Below are 21,420 nucleotides of genomic sequence, written 5' to 3'. Positions count from 1 at the left end.
GCTACTGAAAATGAATAACGACATAAAAATGAAACAACAAATCATAGCAAGATCACAATACCCACAAAAAACCAACCACTATAACCGCATTTACATAACCACATCACATTAATGCAACATCAATACGACGTATTATCACTTCCGCTTATTAAAGCTAACTATAAAAATAATGTCGCCTCAATATGGAAGATTCACCTATGACAACCCTCACACTTACGCTCAAACATTGGTTATTTAATAGAAATAGCTTAATCCTGATCGGCAATAGTTTAATGATGCTCATTCTCCTCAATACATTACCTTTTGAACGTAATGTTGTGATAGGTTTAAGTATTCTATTTTTTATTGCTGTTATGTGGTTAACGGAAGCCATTCACGTCAGTATTACCGCTCTACTCGTACCACTCTTTGCTGTTGGATTTGGGGTTTTTGATACATCTAAAGCGTTATCCAGCTTTTCCAACCCTATCATCTTCTTATTTTTAGGCGGATTTGCGCTTGCTGCAGCTTTGCATAAACAGCAACTTGACCAAGTTATCGCAGATAAAGTGCTTATTGCAGCGAAAGGTAAGATGTCTGTTGCTGTATTTATGTTATTTGGTGTAACCGCTGGATTATCAATGTGGATCAGCAACACCGCGACGACAGCGATGATGTTACCACTTGTGCTTGGTGTTCTAAGTAAAGTAAATACAAAAAGCGGCCATAAAACCTATGTTTTTGTGTTATTAGGCACCGCTTATTGTGCCAGTATTGGTGGTATAGCGACGATTGTTGGTAGTCCACCGAATGCGATTGCAGCAGCAGAAGTTGGGTTAAGTTTTACTGAATGGATGGCATTTGGTGTACCCGTTACCCTTATTTTATTACCGATTACAGTCGCACTCCTGTATGTGACATTAAAACCGAATCTAAATCATCAATTTGAACTCGATCATCGTCCAATTCAATGGAGTAACGGTAAGTTAATTACTATGGCTATTTTTTTAGTCACCGTCACGTTGTGGATTTTCAGCAACCCAATTAATGCTATGTTAGGAGGGTATTCTAAGTTTGATACCTTAGTTGCTTTAAGCGCCATTATCATGCTGGCAGTATCACGAGTTGTTGAATGGAAGGATATAAAAAACTCAACAGATTGGGGAGTATTATTACTGTTTGGTGGTGGTATTTGTTTAAGTAATATTCTTAAGGCCACTGGTACTAGTGTCTTTCTTGCGAATGAACTCAGTAATATGTTACAACAAGCTGGTCTTTTAATAACGATTCTTGCTGTTGCAATTTTTGTGGTATTTCTTACCGAGTTTGCCAGTAATACTGCGAGTGCTGCTTTACTTGTGCCAGTTTTTGCAACGGTCGCTGAAGCGCTTGGTGTATCACCCGTTATATTATCGGCCTTAATTGCAATTAGTGCCTCTTGTGCATTTATGTTACCTGTTGCTACCCCACCTAACGCCATTGTCTTTAGTACAGGTTATATAAAACAAAGTGAAATGATGCGAGTCGGATTTTATTTAAATATCGTCTGTATTATCTTTCTAACTGTGTTTACGTGGTTATTCTGGTAGCAATACATTTTTTATTTCCACATAAAAAGGTGACGGATAACGTCACCTTTTTAATTTGCAACATTAGTCTAAAATAAACAATAATTGCTCGCTATTACCCTGAAAATATTCAATAGTACCTTTTATTCTATTTTTTAATTCTGTTAGTTGTTGTTCTTCAAGATAATAAGGTAGGTGAACAACAAGTTGCGTAATACCCTCTTGCTTAGCCAAATATAATAATCGAATTAAATTATGAGTATCACTAGCATTACTTGATAGCACTTTTAATGCTTTTTTTTCTAATTTCTCAGCACAAGATAAATTATTTTTCTCTGTTGCTTTTATCGTTACTTCAAAGGAAGGGACTAAATACGTAAAAGCATCGATAAGAGATAAACGTTGCTGACATAACTTAGATAGAAAACGTGTATAATCAAAAATAATCGGATTGTCTATAATATTATCAATTAAGATTTCCATGGCTATCCTTAGTCAGAAACATAATATTTGTTCTATATATATAAATTGATATAACGAATACGATTACTATACGTCTATATTAATTTCAATTGCACATACCCCAATTAAAATATGCGACAAACATCACGCTCTAATTATAGATAATCAATAAAAAAACACATTTAAAACAATTATTTAACAACATGGGTGCGCTTAATGCTCTCTAAAAAAGATATAATCTATACGATCACTCTTTACTTGCAAAAAATAGCTATTAGCAATAATTTGTATCCGTATAACCGTTCAACATCAGCATTAAGATAAAGTTTCCCTCTTTCAGATAATCACTCACTCATTAACTATTAGTAACAGTTATTTTTTCACAATATATCAGGAATTAATAACGAATATTGATCAGTTACATGTAAGTATCAGTTTGGCTGCAATCTATACGTAATAAAGTAGCAGAGCTTATATGGCTCAGCTTGATAAAAATATCAGCCATTATACTCATTCAGGCCCAAAACCTTGTATACAAGCGATGAAAAGTGGAGTTGGTATTTCTATGCCTATTCGTAACCCAACCTTAAAAAATCAGGAGCCCCAATTGATATTATCATGTTCAAGTCTCGTGGGGTAAGCGTGAAGCTCTTGTGCCAAAGCTTCACTAAACCAGTATGGTGTGAATATTTTTTGTTGCGTTGAAGTATTCATTAGTCATCCTTATATTGGTATAGACCAAAACAAGATTCATCGTAGCGTTACCATATGAAGAATTAGTGACGCTACTTGTATTGCAGCATAATCTTCATTTTTGAGTATATTGTCAGCGCACTAAGCTATCAATTTTTCACAACTACTATAATTAAACGATATTTTATTCATCGAATTGCACCAAATTAAGACTATTTAAGATATTGAGCCAAATTAACCGTAAAAACGACTGGTAACTTACCGCCTACAAGTCTAAAATTGCCCCGTTTGGGGAGTAGTCACAATTGTTCGCCTGTCGTCATCTCGAAGCCACAAGCTTCCGGCAGCCGTGAATGGATTTGTTAGTAGTAATCATTGTCAGCCATAGACATCACTGCTAGCACCATTTTGACGAGACCAACGCCATTATCGTTTACATAAAAATGTAATCGAACCTATACAATATATTGTGTGGGTTTTTTTTAATGCGCGGAAGGTTTTGTTTAGGCTCGCCTACATCATACCTTTCGTATTTTATTCTGCGTTATAGCATATTGTTATGAAACTTGTTTTTATTTAATTCTGTGATTTTATAAATATCGTTAAATAAATAGCAAAACTAATAGCAATAAATTATCGCGTTAAATATTTATATAAAGAGAGAACTCTATGAGTATTTTTAGTTATGAAGGATTTGCTGTTTTAACAGTATTAATGCTTGCACTCGATTTGTACCAAACTCGCGGTGGTAAAATATCGATTAAAACAGCGGCACTCTGGAGTGTATTTTGGGTATTTTTAGCTTTCGTTTTTATGGGCTTTATTTATCTATATTGGCCACAGATGGCACCAGAGAGCACATATACTAATAAACAAGCAGCAACATCATTTATTACTGGTTACTTATTAGAAAAATCTCTAAGTGTTGATAACTTATTCGTCTTTGCTTTAATCTTTGGTCAATTTGCAGTGCCAGAGCGTTTACGCCCTCGTATTCTAATGCTCGGTATTGTAGGTGCCCTCTTCTTACGTGCAGGTCTTATTGGCGTTGGTGCGAAGCTATTAGCTGACTATCACTGGATCCTTTATATCTTTGCTGTTTTCTTACTTTACACCGGCTTTAAGCTTTGGCGTGAAGGCGATGAAGAACAGGAAGATTTCTCAAATTCAGCGCCTGTTCGTCTCGTAAAACGATTCTTTAGAGTGTCTGATGATTATCATGATCATAAAATGTTTATCAAAGACGACAAAGGCTGGCTTGCAACACCATTACTTGTTGTAGTTGCGGTTATTTCGCTAACTGATGTAATGTTTGCACTGGATTCTATCCCTGCTATTTTTGCCGTGACACAAGAAGCATTCTTAGTCTTTACTGCTAACGTATTTGCCCTACTTGGCTTACGTTCACTGTATTTCGTCTTAGAAGGTATGCTAACCCGCTTCTGTTACTTACGTGTTGCTTTAGCCTTTATTCTAAGCTTCATTGGTATCAAAATGCTGCTTGTTGGTTCGCCATATGCGATTCCAACCGTTATTTCACTTGGCGTCATTATTCTTTCCATCACAATTGCTATTAGTGCATCACTATGGAAAACACGTAAACTTGAAACAACTGAACAATAATTACTGTCCAGCCCTGATTAAGTGAAAAATGCCACTGCTAACCACAGTGGCATTTTTATTGTCTGTTCTGGCACTTTTGGCTCTAGCTACTAACTACTAACTACGCAAAATGTTGCGTGATCACATCTAATAGTTGTTGTGGCTGAGTAACAATATAAGTTGGTGTAATCTGTGAAAGCTTAGCATGATCACTCGCCTTACCCGTATCAACCCATACGCTAGCAATACCCGCACCATTAGCCCCTGCAATATCAGCTGCTAGTGAGTCTCCCATATGGAGAGCTTCATTAGGCTGACACCCCACCCAATCTAATGCTTTTTGGAAAATACTTAATGCAGGTTTTTCTGCAGGCTCTTCCCCACCAACAATAATATAATCAACGTGTTCATTCATCGCCGTTGCAGCAAGTTTAGGGTGTTGTGAAAAGACGGGACCATTAGTGATCACCACCAGCTTATAATGTTGACGCAAAGAGGCTAACATCGCTTTTACTTCAGGAAAAAAATCAAACCCTGCCATTCTTCCATCATCAAACGCCGTTTGAATAGCGACTGCTTGTTCAAAAGAAAGGGTTATCTGTTGCTGAAAAAATAAGGTTTGTACCAACGTTTGGCGAAACAGTAATTCATTATCGAGTAACGCCACTAATTGTGGGAATTCATCATTGAGCTGTTTATAAATACCTGCAATATAACGCTGACAAAAAACATCTGCATTCAACGTTGGAAATTGTGATTGAACATACTCTTTTAAGGTCGCCAATGCTTGTTTGTCAGCAACTGACGTCGCGCATAAGGTTTCATCCATATCTAAAAAAATAGCTTTTAACATTACGTCCTCGTTATGTCGCACAACGACACCTTAACGGTATTAATTTCAAAATAATTGCTAAATTCTACCTTGAGTTAACGGATTTAGCACATAAAAAAGCCAGCATCTAAGTGCTGGCTTTAACATATTACACAATCAATAATAATTTAGCGTTTAACAAAATCTTTCATCGTAATGAACTTTGTTTTGATAGGCTTAGCTTGTGGTGAGTCATAGCCATAAATATCATTACGCATTTGTAAATGACCGCTTTGATCAACCCATGCCGTTAAATAAACAAAATCAACATCAATACGTTTAGAAAGGCTTACAACCTTATTCTGCTTGGTATCTAACATTGATTTAAAGGTATTAAGATTACTGCGTTGTTGATAATCAATAACATAATTAGCTAAATCATCAGCACGCTCAACACGTACACAACCAGAACTTAAATCACGCTTATTACGGCTAAATAAACCGTGAGCAGGTGTATCATGCAAAAAGATTGCATAATCATTTGGCATCAAGAATTTCACATTACCCAACGAGTTATGAGGACCAGGACCTTGCTGGAATTCATGTGGGAATGTTTTTGGATTCACGGTTGCCCAATCAATACTGCTTGGTGGTACAACAGTGCGATCACGCCAGCTATTGAGAATCTGCATGTTATGCGCTTTCAAGTAATCGCGTGAAAGCTTCACTTTTGGAATAACGTCATGCTGTTTAATAGTAACCGGTACATTCCAATATGGGTTTACGACCATGGTCGTGATTGCTGATGAGAATAAATTGGTTGGGCGCGTATCACGACCCACGATAACTTTAGACTCAAACACTTTTTTGCCGTTATCGTATAATTCTAACTTGTAGTTAGGAATGTTTACCCAGATATGAGCTCGAGCATCATCATGACGATTCAATGCTGAAATACGCAGCGTATTTAATGCTAACAAACGCGCGATATCACTGTATGGCATCACTACTTGTTTAATTGTCTCAGGACCAACAATACCGTCAGGATTTAAACCATGACGTTGTTGGAATAGCTTAATGCCTGCTAACATTACGCCTGAATTAGTCACTGTTGGTTGTGCAGATAAAGTGTCATATTGTGTTTGGTTTAAATCACCTAAATGATAAAGCACCTTCACCACATCATGGCCATTTGGTAGCACATCACCCTGACGGTAAACTGTAGACTTAAAGCTTGCTGCCGTTAAGTGATGAGGTGCCAAATGTTGGTATACCCCAATCATTTTCATTGTTGATTCAAACGGAATATAAGTAGGACGATATGTTGTAAGCTTCGCCATCGTCATCGGATAAGCATCTTCACCGCCGCCATATTGAACCATCACTTGGCTCATTTTTACAGGCTTGGATAAGAATAAAACATCACGATGATCAGCAATATAATTTAGGAATGCGCGATAAACATAATAAGTGTCGGTTGCTAAAAGATCATAACCACGAAGATTACCTTCTTGTTCAAGTTTATTCATTTCAGCTAAACGTTGTGTAATACCGGGTAGCATTTTACTATCCGCAACCATTTGAAGCTGTGATGTCAACTCTTTGCGTAATGCAACCGTATTCCAAAGTGGGTAAAATTTATTTTGCGCGTAAGCTTGTTCTATTTGCGATGCGAAACACACGTTACTGGTTGTGTCACCACACAACATCTTGGTGCTCAATAAATGTTGATTATTCAATGACGACCAATCAACACTGCCTGTTGTTAATGGTGCTTTCCGCGCATTGGTAGAACTTTGAGGTAATACAATATTTGAGTCAACAGCTTGCACATTATTCTGTGATACTGCAGCGACATTGTGCGGAACAACAGGGCTCACTTCAGCAGCAAAAACACTACTGGGAACCATCAGCGACAAAACTAAAAGTTTGCTAACACGCTTAGCAACAACACGTTGAGGATTTAACATCGTCAAAGCGATCCTTACCTATATAAAAGAACAAAATACACCAGACCTAGCATTACAGCTTATCTTACTTGATATGCAATGACGGCAATCCATAGTTCATAAAAAACTAACTAGGTATATTTAGACAAATTTTGACAAATGATACAATTTAAAAAATGAAACTTTAAAAATTAATTATGCCATATCATGATTTTTTATCTTTGAAATTTGCCAATGATAAATATAACTTTTTGATTTTTATTAAATTAAAATCAACACCTCCTATTATAACGCTAAAAAAACATTCTTTTATTAAAATTTGGTGCCAATGTGAAAAAAATAAAAATCTGCCATTTAAACTCCCTATAAGCTCAATAATTGAGCTTGTTTGTTATATTCTCGATACAACGTCCACTCTACAACCACCTTATCATCACTCAAATAGTAATAGCCTTCCAACCTCTTCTCTTCTTGTTGCATAACAAACTGTCCTTCCAGTTCAACACAATATACTGATGTTGGATTTTACTGATCAACAGCCTTTATATGTGAATTCTTTTTTCTGAAAGTACACCTCTCACGGATTTCCATTTAAGAAAAGCATAATTCTTCCTTTTTCACTTCTGGAAATAATATTAATACGTTAAATTAGCCGCACAAAACTTATGGATATTAAGAAGAACATAGCAATGACATTACAATCTAAAATTAAGAATATCATTACTGATGCGACATTAAGCGCAAAACAAAAAACATTGTTCTTATCATTAGAAGCTGAAGCACTAGTAGACTATATGCCAATATCTGCCGACGTTTTAACAGCAAAAGAGGCTGGCATCATTTGTGATATGTTTGAAGGTAATGCGCCTTTCAAGCCTCGTTATGTTCTTCCAGATTACGCTAAATTTTTACAGCAAGGTTCAGAGTACCTAGAACTTGAACCTGCAACCAATTTAGACGAAGCCATCAATTTACTGACGATTATTTACCATCATGTACCGTCAGTAACTAATATTCCGGTTTACCTTGGTCAACTTGACCAAATCTTACTGCCATTTGTGACTGACGTTAGTGAAGATGTTTTATACCGTAAACTGAAAAATTTCTGGATCATGCTTGACCGCACCCTGCCTGATGCCTTTATGCACGTTAATATTGGCCCAACAGACAACATTGTTTGTCGTATGATTTTGAAGATTGATGCTGAGCTTAAGCAAGTCGCACCTAACTTAACCTTTATGTACGACCCGCAAATCACACCAGAAAGCCTATTACAGCAAGCATGTAATAATATTTGTGAGTGCAGCAAACCACACATTGCTAACTACCCAATGTTCTCCGAGGCATTTGGGGCGCCAGGTTTTGGTATTGTAAGTTGCTATAATTCACTGCCTATTGCTGGTGGAGCAAATACCTTAGTACGTATGAACTTAAAAGAGGTTGCACTGCGCAGTAAGAGTATTGAAGAACTCCTAACAACGATGCTGCCACATTACAGTGCGCTAATGTTTGAACTGATTGAAGCACGTTCAGCCTTCTTACATCAAGAATCAAACTTCTTTACCGGTTTCTTAACCACCGAAGGTTTGATCAATGAAGACCGTTTTGCACCCATGTTTGGTATTTTCGGCATGGCTGAAGCAGTAAACATTCTGATGGAAAAATCAGGCTCAACCGCTAAATACGGCCATAACCAAGATGCTAATGCTATCGCACTAAAAATCAGTGAAGCATTGAATGAAATCGTCACCACAACCCCAGTAAAACACGGCTTAAATGGTCGTGCGCTATTACACTCACAAGGTGGTATTAGCTGTGACCACGAAGTCACACCGGGCATTCGTATTCCTTACGGCACAGAACCGGATCCTGTTGTTCATATTAAAGCACTTGCCGCACACCACAAATACTACACGTCAGGTATCAGTGAGATCTTAACAATTGAAGAAACCATTAAGAATAACCCACAGGCATTGATGCAATTATGCAAAGGCGCATTGGCACTCGGTTTCCGTGAGTTTACCGCTAACGTTGCCAGTAACGACTTAGTTCGTGTAACAGGTTACATGGTTAAGTTATCTGATATTTCTAAGTTTAAAGAACAAGGTTCTCGTACTAATACCACATGGTTAGGTACAGAAGCTTCTGAGAATACACGCATTCTAGAGCGTCAACCACGTGTCGTTAGCCGTGAAATGTCACCTGTTTATTCAGCAAAATAAATAAAAGATACCCATACTATGATTTCTGCCACAGTCAGCAAACTATTAAACTACTCATGTGTTGATGGTCCGGGCAATCGTATGGTGCTGTTTTTGCAGGGGTGTAATTACCGCTGCAAAAACTGCCATAATCCACAAACCATTGATATGTGTAATCAATGTGGTGATTGTGTGCCAAGTTGCCCCACACAATCACTACAACTTACGACACAAAACAATAAGCCTTTTGTGGTATGGGACATGTCGACTTGCACTGAGTGCGATACATGCCTAACCGCATGTAATAAGCAATCGACACCGAAAACACAGCAGTTAACCGTGGCAGATACCTTAGCCTTGATCAAAGATAATTTATTCTTTATTAATGGCATTACGGTAACGGGCGGTGAGGCAACGTTACAATTACCGTATATTATTGCGTTATTTCAAGCTATAAAATCGGATCCAACCTTGCAACATCTGAGCTGTATGATCGACAGTAATGGCAGCTTAAGTATCACAGGCTGGCAAAGCGTACTCCCCTACCTTGATGGAGCAATGATTGATTTAAAGGCATGGAATAACACCACTCATCGCTGGTTAACCGGTCGTGATAATGACAGAGTATTAGCCAGTATTAAATGGTTAAGTCAGCATCAAAAATTATACGAAGTACGCTTATTACAGATCCCTGAGATCACCGACTATAAGCAATATATCGATGATGTAGCTGCTTATTTAATAACGTTGAATGAGAGTATACGTATTAAGCTCAATGCTTTCCAACATCATGGGGTTACAGGCGAGTCACTCAACTGGGCAACATGTAAAAAAGACGACATTGAAGTATTAGCGGCATTACTGACCGAACGTGGTGTCACCAACTTAGTGTTACCCAGTGTATATGTGTAACCGACTCTAAAACTATCGCCAGTGGTGATTAAAGATCATCACTGTCTTTTATTGCGACATCCCTTCGCTATTGTACTGATGTAGACCGACCGATTGTTTGCCCTACTGCCGTAATCTGTTGATACAACCACCGCAAGGCAGGATCGTTCATGCTTGGTTGATACCACACTAAACTGTACCCGACTTGACCATAATTAAACGGCAGTTCTTTCATGATCAATGACTGTGCTTGCGCCGCAACTTCCGCCCATTTTTTTGAGCACGTAAATAATAACTCGGTATTTTTGCACAGTGTTGCCGCAACCCCAAAATCAGCCACATTTACCATTACTTTACGCTTACGATGTTGCTGTACGAGCTGCAGTTCAAAAAATGGCACACTAAGATCGTTATCAACAATCCCAATATGATCATACTGCAAATAATTATCAATCGTCAGTGGTTGATCTGCTAATGGGTGCTGATGTGACATTAGACACACCATTTCATCGGTAAACAGGGTTTCCCAGACTAAATTATTATCGATATTCGGTGGCTGACTAAGATCATGCGGCAGAATAATAAAATCCAATACCCCTTTTGCTAAGCCACTGACACCAATATTATCTTTAGACCAAATATCTAACCGAATATTAGGCGCAAGTTTCAATACTTGTTCACATAATGGCGCAGCAATTAATTCAAAGGTACTTTCTCGCATCGACAACGAAAAACTGCCCGCATAATGAGCAACATCAAACTCTTCTTGGGTCATGATCTGATTCATATCACTGATCATCTGATGCACAGTCGGACCTAAACGACGGGCTAATGGTGTCGACACCAAGCGATTACCATGGCGGTAAAATAGCTCATCATTTAATGTATCTCTAAGCTGACTCAGTGTTTTACTGACTGACGATGGACTAACACACAACCGCTGCGCGCAATCAGTGACACTCAAGGTATCTAACATCACATGCAGAGTAATAAGGTGCTTCATACTAATGCGCGAAAGCTTAATTAAATCCATCAATTTTCCCTAGGACATAAATAAAAAACAATAAAAAATGCCAGCCAATAATCTATTGGCTGGCATTTATATAACAATCAGTTATCGCGACGATTAACGGATGCCGCTGAGAAACTCGGCACGCGTAGCAGGATTACGTTTAAAAATCCCACCTAATGCAGTTGTTGTCGTTACACTGGTCGCATCCATTACACCACGAGATTTAACACAATAATGCGTTGCATCAATAGTGACAGCAACATCTTCACTTTCAAGTAACGTTTGTAGTGCAACTAAAATTTGTTGCGTTAAACGTTCTTGCACTTGTGGACGCTGAGAAAAGAAACGAACTATGCGATTAATTTTAGATAAACCGATGATTTTTCCACGAGGAATATACGCAACCGTCGCTTTACCATCAATCGTAACTAAATGGTGTTCACAAGTACTGGTTAACGTAATGTCTTTTACTCGCACCATTTCATCACAGTTCATTTTATTTTCAATCACTGTGATTTTGGGGAAATTGGTGTAATCCAAACCTGAAAAAATTTCATCAACATACATTTTTGCAATACGGTGCGGTGTTTCAACCAAGCTATCATCGGTCAGATCTAACGCTAACAGCGATAAAATCTCACGCATATGGTATTCAATTTTTTCTTTCTTTTCTTCGCGACTTATAACATCAGCCGTCATTGGGGTTTCTAGACCACGGGCGGCTAAGGCGTCACGTACTTGTATTGCAGATACACTTAATGCTGTCATTCTCTTCCTCCAGCTGACCTAGGTAGAATAAAAAAGACATACCCTTCTGACCTTGCCAGCGCTAAAATCCTTAGCAGAATACCTCCAAATGAGAATAATTTCACCACCAAATTTCTTATGGTCATCCACTTCAAGTGTATTTTAGTATATTCAATCCCTTACAGCGGTAGTCAATAAAGGGTAAACTACGCACCAATTAGCGATCTGAACAATACTTAGTAAAAAACGCAATCACAAAACAATCTTAACTGAGAATTTTTCAGACCTGCTCACTTTCATTATCACTAATAAATAAAATGGACACGATTATGGGATGCTGCGACGTACCAGGTTTAATGACGGTTGAAACTGCGTTAGATAATATTATGACTCAAGTTTCACCACTAACGACAATCACCACAGTAGCATTAACTGATGCTATGGGTATGGTGCTTGCTGAAGATATCCTTTCTCCTATTAATGTGCCACCTTTCGCTAATTCCGCAATGGATGGTTATGCCCTTCGTGCTGCTGATCTTGAACATTCCGATACATTAACCATGATCGGTAAATCGTTTGCAGGTATTCCTTTTACGGGTACGTGTGAAGCTGGTCAATGTGTACGCATTATGACAGGCGCCGAAATTCCCGCCGGTGCTGATGTCGTTATCATGCAGGAAGAAACACAGGTTGATGGCGATAATATTCAATTTAGCGTCAAGCCTAAAGCCAATGATAACATTCGTCCGATTGGTGATGATGTGCATTGCGGTGAAACAGTATTAGTAAAAGGCACTCGTTTAACGGCGCGTGAAATGCCATTACTTGCCTCTTTAGGCATTGCATCTTTCGCAGTATATCGTCGTCCTAAAGTGGCCTTTTTCTCAACCGGTGATGAACTACGTCCAGTAGGTGAAGCCCTTGCTGCGGGTCAAATTTACGATAGCAATCGTTATGGTATGAAAGCGTTATTAGAAAAGTTTGGTTGTGATGTTTTAGATCTTGGTATTATTGCTGATTGCCCTGAAAAACTACGTCAAGCATTTGTAACCGCATCAACAGAAGCTGATGTTGTGGTTACCTCTGGTGGCGTTAGTGTCGGTGAAGCGGATTACACCAAAGACATTTTGGAGCAAGAAGGTGAAATTGGTTTCTGGAAAATAGCCATGAAGCCGGGTAAACCCTTTGCTTTTGGTACTATCAATAATGCGTGGTTCTGCGGTCTTCCAGGTAACCCAGTATCAGCAATGCTGACGTTATATCAATTAGTGCAACCTATGCTGGCAAAACTAGCAGGTCACAGCCAATACCAACCACCAGTACGTTTACAAGCACAAGCAACCTCAATGTTTAAGAAACGTCCAGGACGCACTGACTTCCAACGTGGAATTTATAGCATTAATAGCGCTGGTCAATGTGAAGTGACCACAACGGGGAATCAAGGTTCTGGCGCATTTAGTTCGATGCACCATGCCAACTGTTTTGTGGTGCTAGAGCAAGATCGTGGTCGTGTTGAAGCGGGTGAATTCGTTACCATTGAACTGTTTAATCACACCATGTACTAACTGATGATTGATGTATTAGCCAGCTATTAAGTCGCTTAATCTATGGCTAATGCATTAACCGCTGAGCGTCATCTTAAATAACGTGTGCTCGAATAAATAGCTAATAACGGTAATTTCACTTATGACAATACAACAACCCACCAATGCTGAATTATCAGATCAAGAAATGCTGCGTTATAACCGTCAGATTATCCTGCGCCAATTTGATTTTGAAGGCCAAGAAGCATTAAAATCCTCATCAATGTTAATTTTAGGTGCGGGTGGTTTAGGCTGTGCATCTTCACAATATCTCGCAGCCGCTGGTGTCGGAAAAATCACCCTTATTGATGACGATAAGGTCGAAGTGTCTAATCTACAACGCCAAGTATTACACACTGATGCGACTGTCGGCATGCTCAAAGTTAACTCAGCGAAACAAGCATTAACCGCCATTAATCCCTATTTAACCGTTGATACTATCGCCAAACGATTAACCGACGAAGAGTTACTACCACTGATTAAACAGCACAGCCTAGTGTTGGATTGCTGTGATAACGTTGATACCCGTAATCAACTAAATCGTTTGTGCTTTGAGACTAAAACACCATTAGTTTCTGGCGCTGCTATTCGTATGGAAGGTCAAATAAGTGTTTATAGTTACCGTGATGGTGAGCCTTGCTATCAATGCCTAAGTGCTCTTTTTGGTCAGCAAACATTAACTTGCGTTGAAGCAGGTATCATGTCTCCGGTTGTCGGTATTGTAGGTGCGGTACAAGCAATGGAAGCAATTAAAGTAGCGGCCAATATTGGCACACCTTTAACGGGTAAAATATTGATGCTCGATGCTATGAGCATGAGTTGGCGCGAAATGAAATTGATGAAGCAACCAAGCTGTTCTGTGTGCGGCTAATCGAATAGCGAAGTGATTATTATGAAACGTATTACCCTGTTTACTCAAAAACACTGTGCGCATTGTAAAGATGCTCAGCAGTATATGAAGACCAAAGGCTACCCTTTTCGTTTAGTCGATGTTGCAACCCCACAAGGCAGAAAAGAATTAAGCCGCACTGGTGCCCGTTCTGTCCCTGTTATAAAAATTGGTGATAGTGTGCTTATGGGCTGGAATATAACCAAATTCGAACAGCTATTGCGCGACAACGATTAATATCGCCACAACCAAAAGTCATAAAAAAACCGACATCCTTAACTATTTCTAGTGGAATGTCGGTTTTTTATTATCTTCACTAAGATGATACTAGTAATGATTAATCGTTGTCATTAAGACGAATACCGTCTTTCTCGATCACAATTAAGCCTTTCTTATACAGGCCACCAATCGTCTTTTTAAACGTTGCTTTACTCGTACGGAATACAGTGAAGATCTCATCAGGGCTTGATTTATCACTAACCGGAATAAAGCCACCTTTGATTTCTAGCGACGTTAAAATTTTATTCGCTAAATCATCAACCTTATCCAAACCTACTTTTTGTAGTGATAAGTTAATTTTACCGTCTGGGCGAATTTCTTGAACATACGCTTTTAGTTGCTTACCAATAAACAACTTACCGAATGCTTCTGTCTTAAAGAATAAACCCCAATGCTCACCATTGATAACGGCTTTATAACCCAAGTCAGTTGTTTCAGCGATGATCACTTGTACTTCTTCGCCTACTTTATAATTAGCAGGAGTAAGATCAAGGAAACGGTTAAACTTAGTTGAACCTACAATACGACCTGATGCGCGATCCGTATAAACACGAACCATTACCTCTTCGCCTTCTTCTAAGCGACGACGTTGCTCACTAAATGGAATTAGCAAGTCTTTACGTAAACCCCAATCAGCAAATGCGCCGATAGTCGTTGCACCAACAATGCGCAGTTTCGCAAAACCACCCACTTCAACTAATGGTTCATCAGTCGTTGCAATGACTTCATCTTCAGAGTCAAAGTAAATGAAAACTTTAAGCTTGTCGCCGAGCTTAGTACCTGCTGGCACTGTGTTCTTTGGTAACAAGATATTACCGAAATCATCACCACCATTAAGGAACACACCAAAATCTACCAGTTTGATAACTTCTAATGTGTTGTATTGTCCAATTTTAATCATCTATCAGGTACTCTCTATATAGGCAACAACACGCTTATAGTGCAGTTGGTTCACTATCTTTATCAATCAATTTATTAGTCGCGATTATTAATGACTATCGCTGACTAGGCAATGCGCTATAATGCACAGGTTGCGCTTATGATGTGGGTATTATACGTGATGTTGCTACCCTTCGCCCAACCTATCTGCGATTATTTGATGTTTTTTCATCCTATTAGCATCAATAGTTGTGATTTATAAATAATGGACAAAAGTTTATTCTCATATAATCTCAAGGAAAACCACTTTATGCCATTTAGCATTAACCTCTGGAGGTAAAATAAAAAGTGATTACTGTCGATAAAAAAGATGGGCATAAACTCAAAATATCTCATGTGATTCATGAAACAACTAATCGACAACTTGATATGTACATCTTTATCCCAGGCGAGCTTGGGTTAAATGCCAATATCATCTCTGAAGAAGAGTTTTATCATAATGCCATTCATGGCAAACGTACTTATTTCAGTGATATAAACCATCTACCGTTGGTACATAGTCGACTCGCCAGTCGTGGCAAACTCTCTATCGAGCAGTACCGTTTAAGTTTAAGTCTCTATGCGTATCAATATGCGTTAGCCTTGGAAAAAACAACGCAGCAATTATTAGGTGATAACAATGAATCTAAACAAGAAGAGATCGAAGAAGCAGCACAGCTAGCTGTTCGTATTCTAAAGCGATTACGTCGAAATATTCCAACCGATAAAAAACTACTTAAATATTATGAGAATATTGATAACTATTTATCTTGGTTTACAGAACAACGGTTTCTACAACTCATCGCCCATTTACCCCGAGGGTCTGAGTATAATGAAATTAAGCCACAGCTATTAGAAATCTGTCAAAGAGAAGCCCAACACCGTACTGATAACAATTATAACTCCATCAGAGCAATGCAAGATCCAACGCGAATGTCGAATAAAATGCGATTATTGCGTCGATTAATTGAATACCCTGTCACCATGAGTGAAAAGACAATCGAATTAGGTAAAAATACCCGTAAAATTGTCACAGGGGCAGCGGCCGGTATTGTAATGATTTTCGTGACCTTAATACTGATAAAAGCGCGCGGTATGTTGGGTGATATTACCGCCTCATTCATTGTTGTACTGTCATTTATTTATGCGGCACGTGAAGTCTTTAAAGATGACTTAAAAACCATGCTCTGGCGATGGATGAGAAAAGGCAAAGCTCGTTGGCGAAAGCAATTTTTTGATGCCAATACGGGTAATGTTATTGGACAACAGCTTGAATGGTTAGAATTTATTAGTTACGACAGTTTACCCGAAGTTATTCGAAAAACACGTAAGCATAATGTGTCTCACCGTGAAGAAACCATTTTGCATTATAAAAGTACCACTAGAATGTCACCCACTAAATTTTTAAGTGGTTATGAACAAACTCGAGAGTCAATTATTCTTGACCTACGTGCAATTGCAACATTAATGGAAAAAGGCTCACAACGTCTCTATCAACTCAAAGACGGTCAAGTAACCAAAGAATCTGTAGAAAAAAGACACTTAATTAACTTGATCACCAAAGAAACAGATGAAGATAAAACCGTACGAATTCAACGGTGGAAAATCATCATGAGTCGTTCGAAAATTGTTGATATTGAAGTTATTATTACACCAGAGCCTAAAAAGTCCAAACCGAAACAAGCCATCAATGTCACTAATTCATAGTCGATAATCTAATACAAAATGGCAGATACAAAAATGCCCTCATCACGAGGGCATTTTCATTAATAAACACTATTCGTTATAACTAGTTCGAGCGTACACACAAAGGCAGTTCTGCACCCTTTTTCGTTAAACCAAATTGCCATACATTCAAATCGCGGCATCGAAATGCACCTGCGCATGATAATAGGTAATAACGCCACATACGATAGAACTTCTCACCGTACTGCTCAGAGATTTGCGGCCAATTTTGTTCAAATTTATCGTTCCATGCCATTAATGTTTTATCATAATCAGGGCCGATATTTTGTACGTCTTCAATATTAAAATAATCTTCTGCCGCAGAGCCAATCTGAGTCATTGATGGCACCACACCGTTAGGGAATATGTATTTATTAATCCACGCGTCAGTTTCTGTTTTAGAGTTTGGACTGCCAATGGTATGTAATAAAAAGATACCACCTTCAGCAAGGTAACGATAAGCGGCTTCGAAGTAATCTTGATAGTTTTCAGGACCAACATGCTCCATCATACCGATAGACACAACGCGATCGTAAGGCTGTTCTGGTTTGTGTAAGCGATAATCTCGTAAAATGAATTTCACTGGAAGGTTTAGATCATCAGCACGTTGCTGACCAAGAGCAGATTGTTCTTTTGATAAGGTTAGGCCATCACAAATTACGCCATAATGCTCAGCGGCGTAATTCATAAAACTGCCCCAACCACAACCAATATCGAGCAATCGCATTCCAGGCTTTAATCCCAGTTTACGACACACTAAATCAAGTTTTGCTTCTTGGGCACTATCAAGATCAGCCGCATCTTTCCAATAACCGCACGTATATGTCATGCGTTTATCAAGCATTGATTCAAATAAATCATTACCTAAATCATAATGGAAAGGTACATCCTTAGTCACTCGATCAATACTTTGACGATTAAAAAGGTGTTTTACTTTTGATGCGCCAATTTTTAAACCAACAGCCAATTTAGCGGATAAATCAAGCTTTTCATCAATGCGAGCATGTAATACACGATTAATCATTTCGTCAATCGCATCACAGCTCCACCAGCCGTCCATATAACTTTCACCAAAGCCTAATGAACCGTCGCTTAAGACTCGATCATATAACCGTTCATCATGAACTTGAAGATCCCAAGGTCGAGAACCATTAATAGTGACATCTGCATGAGATAATAGATTTTGGAAAAAAGTTTCATTTGTCATCGTGATTATTCCTTATATGACTAATTTGTATGACAAATTGCCTTTAAATAAGGTCGACGACAACGTTAATTGTTGAAAAATAAGATTTAACAAATTATTACATGCATATTTTAAATCTAAACTTACAAAAAAGAAAATATGAAATATATAAAAAATTCGAATTAGACCAAATAATATTCTATATATTAATTACTCTCGGCTTTTATCTTACTTATACAGCCCCCTCAATGAATAGTTTATGAATACCGCTGCTTTATATTGTTTCTTTGCTTATTTCTTTTATTTGAGGTTTTATTTTTGCTCATTATATAAAGGCTTATCTTTGACGAATAACCCTACTTTTCGTCCCTTGTTTATTTGGCATAACTCGATAAGCTTAAATAGCGATCTTCTTTGGCTATAGGGATACCCATGAAAACACTTTCGACACTGATGTTTACTAATAGCTATAGTGATCTTCCTGCATCACTCAGTACTCATGTTACACCACAACCTTTAGATACCCCTTTTCTAGTACATTTTAATCCGCTTGTAGCAGAAAAACTTGAGCTAGCTTCCATTACCGCACTCGACCCCAACTTTATTGATATATTTAGTGGTAATGCAACATTAGCGGGACTGTCACCCTTAGCGATGAAATATTGTGGGCACCAATTTGGTCAATATAACCCCGATCTTGGTGATGGCAGAGGATTGTTACTCGGAGAAGTGCTAACCAGTGAGGGCAAAAAATGGGATCTGCATTTAAAAGGCTCGGGTAAAACCCCCTATTCCAGAATGGGAGACGGACGTGCCGTTTTACGATCGTCTATCCGTGAATACCTTGCAAGTGCAGCCATGGAAGGACTCGGTATTGCGACAACCCATGCATTAGCAATTATTGGTAGTCAAACCCCTGTTGTACGAGAGAAAATAGAAACAGCAGCAACATTAATTCGCGTCGCTGAAAGCCATCTCCGTTTTGGTCATTTTGAATACCTTTTTTATACTAGCCAACATGCAGAACTACAACAATTAGCTGATTATGTTATTGAGCATCATTTTCCAGAATTAACAACAAATGACTCCCCTTACGCGGCGCTGTTTGAACAGATATGTCAACGTACTGCAACAATGATAGCAGCATGGCAAGCAGTGGGATTTGCCCATGGGGTCATGAATACCGATAACATGTCGATACTAGGACTAACGTTTGATTATGGTCCATTTGGGTTTATTGATGATTATGAGCCAGGCTATATTTGTAATCATTCCGATTACTCAGGACGCTACGCCTTTGACCAACAACCCTCAATCGCATTATGGAACTTATCTGCTTTAGGTTACGCTCTCACACCATTGTTAGATAAAACAGAGATAGATCATGGCTTAGAACACTATCAAGATACATTACAACAGCAATATAGCCATAACATGCGTCAAAAGTTAGGATTAACGATTACAGACGAAAGTGATACCGTCTTATTTTCAGAACTGTTTCAATTATTAAAACAGCACCACGTTGACTACACGCTATTCTTTAGAACATTGTCACACATAACGATTGATAACTTACTCCACTGTGATCACCTCTTCAGCGCACTCTTCCAATGCACCTCAGCACTGAAAACATGGTTAACCCGTTATCAGCAACGGTTATTACTCGAACCTAACGATATCCAACGCTTAACAACTATGCTGCATCATAATCCTAAATATATTTTGCGTAATTATCTGGCACAACAAGCCATTGAAGAAGCAGAACAAGGTAATTACCAGCTTATTGACCAACTAATTACCGTTTTATCACATCCTTTTGATGAACATAAAGGCGCTGAAGCATTAGCACAATTACCGCCAAATTGGGGTAAACACCTTGAAATCAGTTGTTCGTCATAAATATCTGTTTTAGCGTAATAAAAAAAACCTCACTTTATAACAAAGTGAGGTTTTATCTTTGACATTAACTCGTTAAGTACTCAGGTACTTTTATAAATAATAATATTTTATTGCTTTTAAATTGCTGTCTAGTTCATAGACTAGCGGTACTCCAGTCGGAATTTCTATCTGTGTTATTTCATCATCAGCAATATCACTAAGATGCTTCATTAATGCCCGTAAACTATTCCCATGTGCTGCAATCAGAATATCGGCACCACTATTGATTTTAGGTACAATAACATCGTTCCAGAACGGAATAACGCGCTCATAAGTATCTTTTAATGATTCGCCAACAGGTAATTCATCAACGGTTAGATTCGCATAACGTGGATCATTACCAGGATAATAAGGACTTGCTTTATCAACCGCTGGTGGCGGTGTATCGTAGCTTCTACGCCAAACAAACACTTGCTCATCACCAAATTTTTCTGCTGTTTCTGCTTTATTTAAGCCTTGTAAGTTACCGTAATGACGTTCATTTAATTGCCAGCAATGATCGACAGGTAACCAAAGTAAATCAAGTTCTTCAAGGACTATTGATAAAGTATTAATGGCACGATTCAACATTGATGTATAACAAAAATCAAAACTAAAATTATTTTCTTTCAGTTTTTGTCCTGCTAAATGTGCTTCAGATTTTCCTTGCTCGGTTAATGGTACATTAGCCCAACCAGTAAAACGGTTTTCTTTATTCCATTGACTTTGACCATGACGGATTAAAACAATTCGAGTCGTTTTCATAGCAACCTCTATATTCTATTTAGTGTTAAGAACGGTGCTAATTATTTTCATGGAAATATATAAACCTAATAATAAAACTATTAATAACACGTTAAATCAAAGAAGTGACCTAGCATTAAAGCTCACAATATATGAAATGGTTATTTTTAAGCCTTTAATCATTTACATACTTCAATAAAAACATCTTTTTTATTAGCGTATTTATCAAGCACCTTAATCTTATTGATAATCATTCTTATCTAT

General features: G+C 38.2%; 17 protein-coding genes and 1 pseudogene. 9 read left to right on the top strand and 9 right to left on the bottom strand.

Features of this window, described 5'->3' with window-relative positions; translation table 11 throughout:
• Nucleotides 1-197: 197 nt before the first annotated feature.
• Nucleotides 198-1,568: an SLC13 family permease gene (locus tag BTO21_RS04700; protein ID WP_045028607.1), complete on the top strand. Its 1,371-nt coding sequence runs from the start codon at nucleotides 198-200 to the stop codon at nucleotides 1,566-1,568.
• A gap of 63 nt (nucleotides 1,569-1,631) precedes the next feature.
• On the opposite strand, the gene BTO21_RS04695 is transcribed toward BTO21_RS04700, so the two are convergent.
• Nucleotides 1,632-2,030, bottom strand: a complete 399-nt coding sequence (locus BTO21_RS04695; RefSeq protein WP_065193659.1) for a hypothetical protein — start codon at nucleotides 2,028-2,030, stop codon at nucleotides 1,632-1,634.
• A 1,341-nt stretch (nucleotides 2,031-3,371) separates the two neighbouring features.
• Here BTO21_RS04695 and BTO21_RS04690 point away from each other — a divergent pair.
• On the top strand, nucleotides 3,372-4,325 hold the full coding sequence (locus tag BTO21_RS04690; protein ID WP_045028609.1) for a TerC family protein: 954 nt from the start codon (nucleotides 3,372-3,374) through the stop codon (nucleotides 4,323-4,325).
• Between the two features lie 100 nt (nucleotides 4,326-4,425).
• Here the strand turns inward: BTO21_RS04690 and BTO21_RS04685 are convergent, their stop codons facing one another.
• The 3 genes and pseudogenes from BTO21_RS04685 to BTO21_RS20410 form a co-directional block, all read right to left on the bottom strand.
• Nucleotides 4,426-5,157, bottom strand: coding sequence for an HAD family hydrolase (locus BTO21_RS04685; protein ID WP_045028610.1), 732 nt, complete (start codon nucleotides 5,155-5,157; stop codon nucleotides 4,426-4,428).
• A 146-nt stretch (nucleotides 5,158-5,303) separates the two neighbouring features.
• Nucleotides 5,304-7,085, bottom strand: a complete 1,782-nt coding sequence (locus tag BTO21_RS04680; protein ID WP_045028612.1) for a L,D-transpeptidase family protein — start codon at nucleotides 7,083-7,085, stop codon at nucleotides 5,304-5,306.
• Nucleotides 7,086-7,427: 342 nt separating this feature from the next.
• A pseudogene (locus BTO21_RS20410) lies at nucleotides 7,428-7,577 on the bottom strand (hypothetical protein); the annotation flags it as partial.
• Nucleotides 7,578-7,753: 176 nt separating this feature from the next.
• On the opposite strand from BTO21_RS20410, the gene BTO21_RS04675 reads away from it, so the two are divergent.
• Together BTO21_RS04675 and BTO21_RS04670 are read left to right on the top strand one after the other, a co-directional pair.
• Complete coding sequence (locus BTO21_RS04675; RefSeq protein ID WP_045028614.1) at nucleotides 7,754-9,286, top strand: YjjI family glycine radical enzyme; 1,533 nt, start codon at nucleotides 7,754-7,756, stop codon at nucleotides 9,284-9,286.
• 18 nt (nucleotides 9,287-9,304) lie between these two features.
• Nucleotides 9,305-10,177, top strand: a complete 873-nt coding sequence (locus tag BTO21_RS04670) for a YjjW family glycine radical enzyme activase (RefSeq protein WP_045028615.1) — start codon at nucleotides 9,305-9,307, stop codon at nucleotides 10,175-10,177.
• Between the two features lie 67 nt (nucleotides 10,178-10,244).
• Here the strand turns inward: BTO21_RS04670 and BTO21_RS04665 are convergent, their stop codons facing one another.
• Nucleotides 10,245-11,189: a LysR family transcriptional regulator gene (locus tag BTO21_RS04665; RefSeq protein WP_045028617.1), complete on the bottom strand. Its 945-nt coding sequence runs from the start codon at nucleotides 11,187-11,189 to the stop codon at nucleotides 10,245-10,247.
• Between the two features lie 93 nt (nucleotides 11,190-11,282).
• Nucleotides 11,283-11,936 carry a GTP cyclohydrolase I FolE gene (gene folE / locus BTO21_RS04660; protein ID WP_045028618.1) on the bottom strand — a complete coding sequence of 218 codons (654 nt, stop codon included), beginning with the start codon at nucleotides 11,934-11,936 and terminating at the stop codon, nucleotides 11,283-11,285.
• A gap of 308 nt (nucleotides 11,937-12,244) precedes the next feature.
• Between folE and moeA the strand changes: the two genes are divergently transcribed.
• The 3 genes from moeA to BTO21_RS04645 all read left to right on the top strand — a co-directional run bounded on the left by moeA (nucleotide 12,245) and on the right by BTO21_RS04645 (nucleotide 14,624).
• Complete coding sequence (gene moeA, locus BTO21_RS04655; protein WP_045028620.1) at nucleotides 12,245-13,480, top strand: molybdopterin molybdotransferase MoeA; 1,236 nt, start codon at nucleotides 12,245-12,247, stop codon at nucleotides 13,478-13,480.
• A 121-nt stretch (nucleotides 13,481-13,601) separates the two neighbouring features.
• On the top strand, nucleotides 13,602-14,369 hold the full coding sequence (gene moeB, locus BTO21_RS04650; RefSeq protein WP_045028623.1) for a molybdopterin-synthase adenylyltransferase MoeB: 768 nt from the start codon (nucleotides 13,602-13,604) through the stop codon (nucleotides 14,367-14,369).
• A gap of 21 nt (nucleotides 14,370-14,390) precedes the next feature.
• A complete protein-coding gene (locus BTO21_RS04645) occupies nucleotides 14,391-14,624 on the top strand; it encodes a glutaredoxin family protein (RefSeq protein WP_045028625.1) in 234 nt (77 codons plus the stop codon).
• Nucleotides 14,625-14,724: 100 nt separating this feature from the next.
• Here BTO21_RS04645 and BTO21_RS04640 read toward each other — a convergent pair whose 3' ends face one another.
• Nucleotides 14,725-15,567, bottom strand: coding sequence for a CvfB family protein (locus BTO21_RS04640; protein WP_045028627.1), 843 nt, complete (start codon nucleotides 15,565-15,567; stop codon nucleotides 14,725-14,727).
• 326 nt (nucleotides 15,568-15,893) lie between these two features.
• On the opposite strand from BTO21_RS04640, the gene BTO21_RS04635 reads away from it, so the two are divergent.
• Nucleotides 15,894-17,291, top strand: coding sequence for a hypothetical protein (locus BTO21_RS04635; protein ID WP_045028628.1), 1,398 nt, complete (start codon nucleotides 15,894-15,896; stop codon nucleotides 17,289-17,291).
• Nucleotides 17,292-17,373: 82 nt separating this feature from the next.
• Here the strand turns inward: BTO21_RS04635 and cfa are convergent, their stop codons facing one another.
• The gene (cfa, locus tag BTO21_RS04630) at nucleotides 17,374-18,516 is read right to left on the bottom strand and encodes a cyclopropane fatty acyl phospholipid synthase (protein WP_045028630.1); all 1,143 of its coding nucleotides are present in this window, start codon (nucleotides 18,514-18,516) and stop codon (nucleotides 17,374-17,376) included.
• Nucleotides 18,517-18,927: 411 nt separating this feature from the next.
• On the opposite strand from cfa, the gene BTO21_RS04625 reads away from it, so the two are divergent.
• Complete coding sequence (locus tag BTO21_RS04625; protein WP_045028632.1) at nucleotides 18,928-20,394, top strand: protein adenylyltransferase SelO; 1,467 nt, start codon at nucleotides 18,928-18,930, stop codon at nucleotides 20,392-20,394.
• A gap of 90 nt (nucleotides 20,395-20,484) precedes the next feature.
• On the opposite strand, the gene gpmA is transcribed toward BTO21_RS04625, so the two are convergent.
• A complete protein-coding gene (gpmA, locus tag BTO21_RS04620; RefSeq protein ID WP_045028633.1) occupies nucleotides 20,485-21,177 on the bottom strand; it encodes a 2,3-diphosphoglycerate-dependent phosphoglycerate mutase in 693 nt (230 codons plus the stop codon).
• Nucleotides 21,178-21,420: the final 243 nt, after the last annotated feature.

It is taken from the genome of Photobacterium phosphoreum, assembly GCF_002954725.1.
Lineage (GTDB): Bacteria > Pseudomonadota > Gammaproteobacteria > Enterobacterales > Vibrionaceae > Photobacterium > Photobacterium phosphoreum.
Note: the sequence above shows the minus strand (reverse complement) of the source record. Positions and strands in the feature narration are given on the sequence as shown.

Coding starts and splice junctions, on each gene's coding strand:
- folE (WP_045028618.1), bottom strand. CDS start 11,936: ATGACAGCATTAAGTGTATCTGCAATACAAGTACGTGACGCCTTAGCC.
- BTO21_RS04625 (WP_045028632.1), top strand. CDS start 18,928: ATGAAAACACTTTCGACACTGATGTTTACTAATAGCTATAGTGATCTT.
- BTO21_RS04680 (WP_045028612.1), bottom strand. CDS start 7,085: ATGTTAAATCCTCAACGTGTTGTTGCTAAGCGTGTTAGCAAACTTTTA.
- BTO21_RS04695 (WP_065193659.1), bottom strand. CDS start 2,030: ATGGAAATCTTAATTGATAATATTATAGACAATCCGATTATTTTTGAT.
- BTO21_RS04670 (WP_045028615.1), top strand. CDS start 9,305: ATGATTTCTGCCACAGTCAGCAAACTATTAAACTACTCATGTGTTGAT.
- BTO21_RS04645 (WP_045028625.1), top strand. CDS start 14,391: ATGAAACGTATTACCCTGTTTACTCAAAAACACTGTGCGCATTGTAAA.
- BTO21_RS04640 (WP_045028627.1), bottom strand. CDS start 15,567: ATGATTAAAATTGGACAATACAACACATTAGAAGTTATCAAACTGGTA.
- moeA (WP_045028620.1), top strand. CDS start 12,245: ATGGGATGCTGCGACGTACCAGGTTTAATGACGGTTGAAACTGCGTTA.
- BTO21_RS04700 (WP_045028607.1), top strand. CDS start 198: ATGACAACCCTCACACTTACGCTCAAACATTGGTTATTTAATAGAAAT.
- BTO21_RS04665 (WP_045028617.1), bottom strand. CDS start 11,189: ATGGATTTAATTAAGCTTTCGCGCATTAGTATGAAGCACCTTATTACT.
- BTO21_RS04690 (WP_045028609.1), top strand. CDS start 3,372: ATGAGTATTTTTAGTTATGAAGGATTTGCTGTTTTAACAGTATTAATG.
- gpmA (WP_045028633.1), bottom strand. CDS start 21,177: ATGAAAACGACTCGAATTGTTTTAATCCGTCATGGTCAAAGTCAATGG.
- BTO21_RS04675 (WP_045028614.1), top strand. CDS start 7,754: ATGACATTACAATCTAAAATTAAGAATATCATTACTGATGCGACATTA.
- BTO21_RS04685 (WP_045028610.1), bottom strand. CDS start 5,157: ATGTTAAAAGCTATTTTTTTAGATATGGATGAAACCTTATGCGCGACG.
- cfa (WP_045028630.1), bottom strand. CDS start 18,516: ATGACAAATGAAACTTTTTTCCAAAATCTATTATCTCATGCAGATGTC.
- moeB (WP_045028623.1), top strand. CDS start 13,602: ATGACAATACAACAACCCACCAATGCTGAATTATCAGATCAAGAAATG.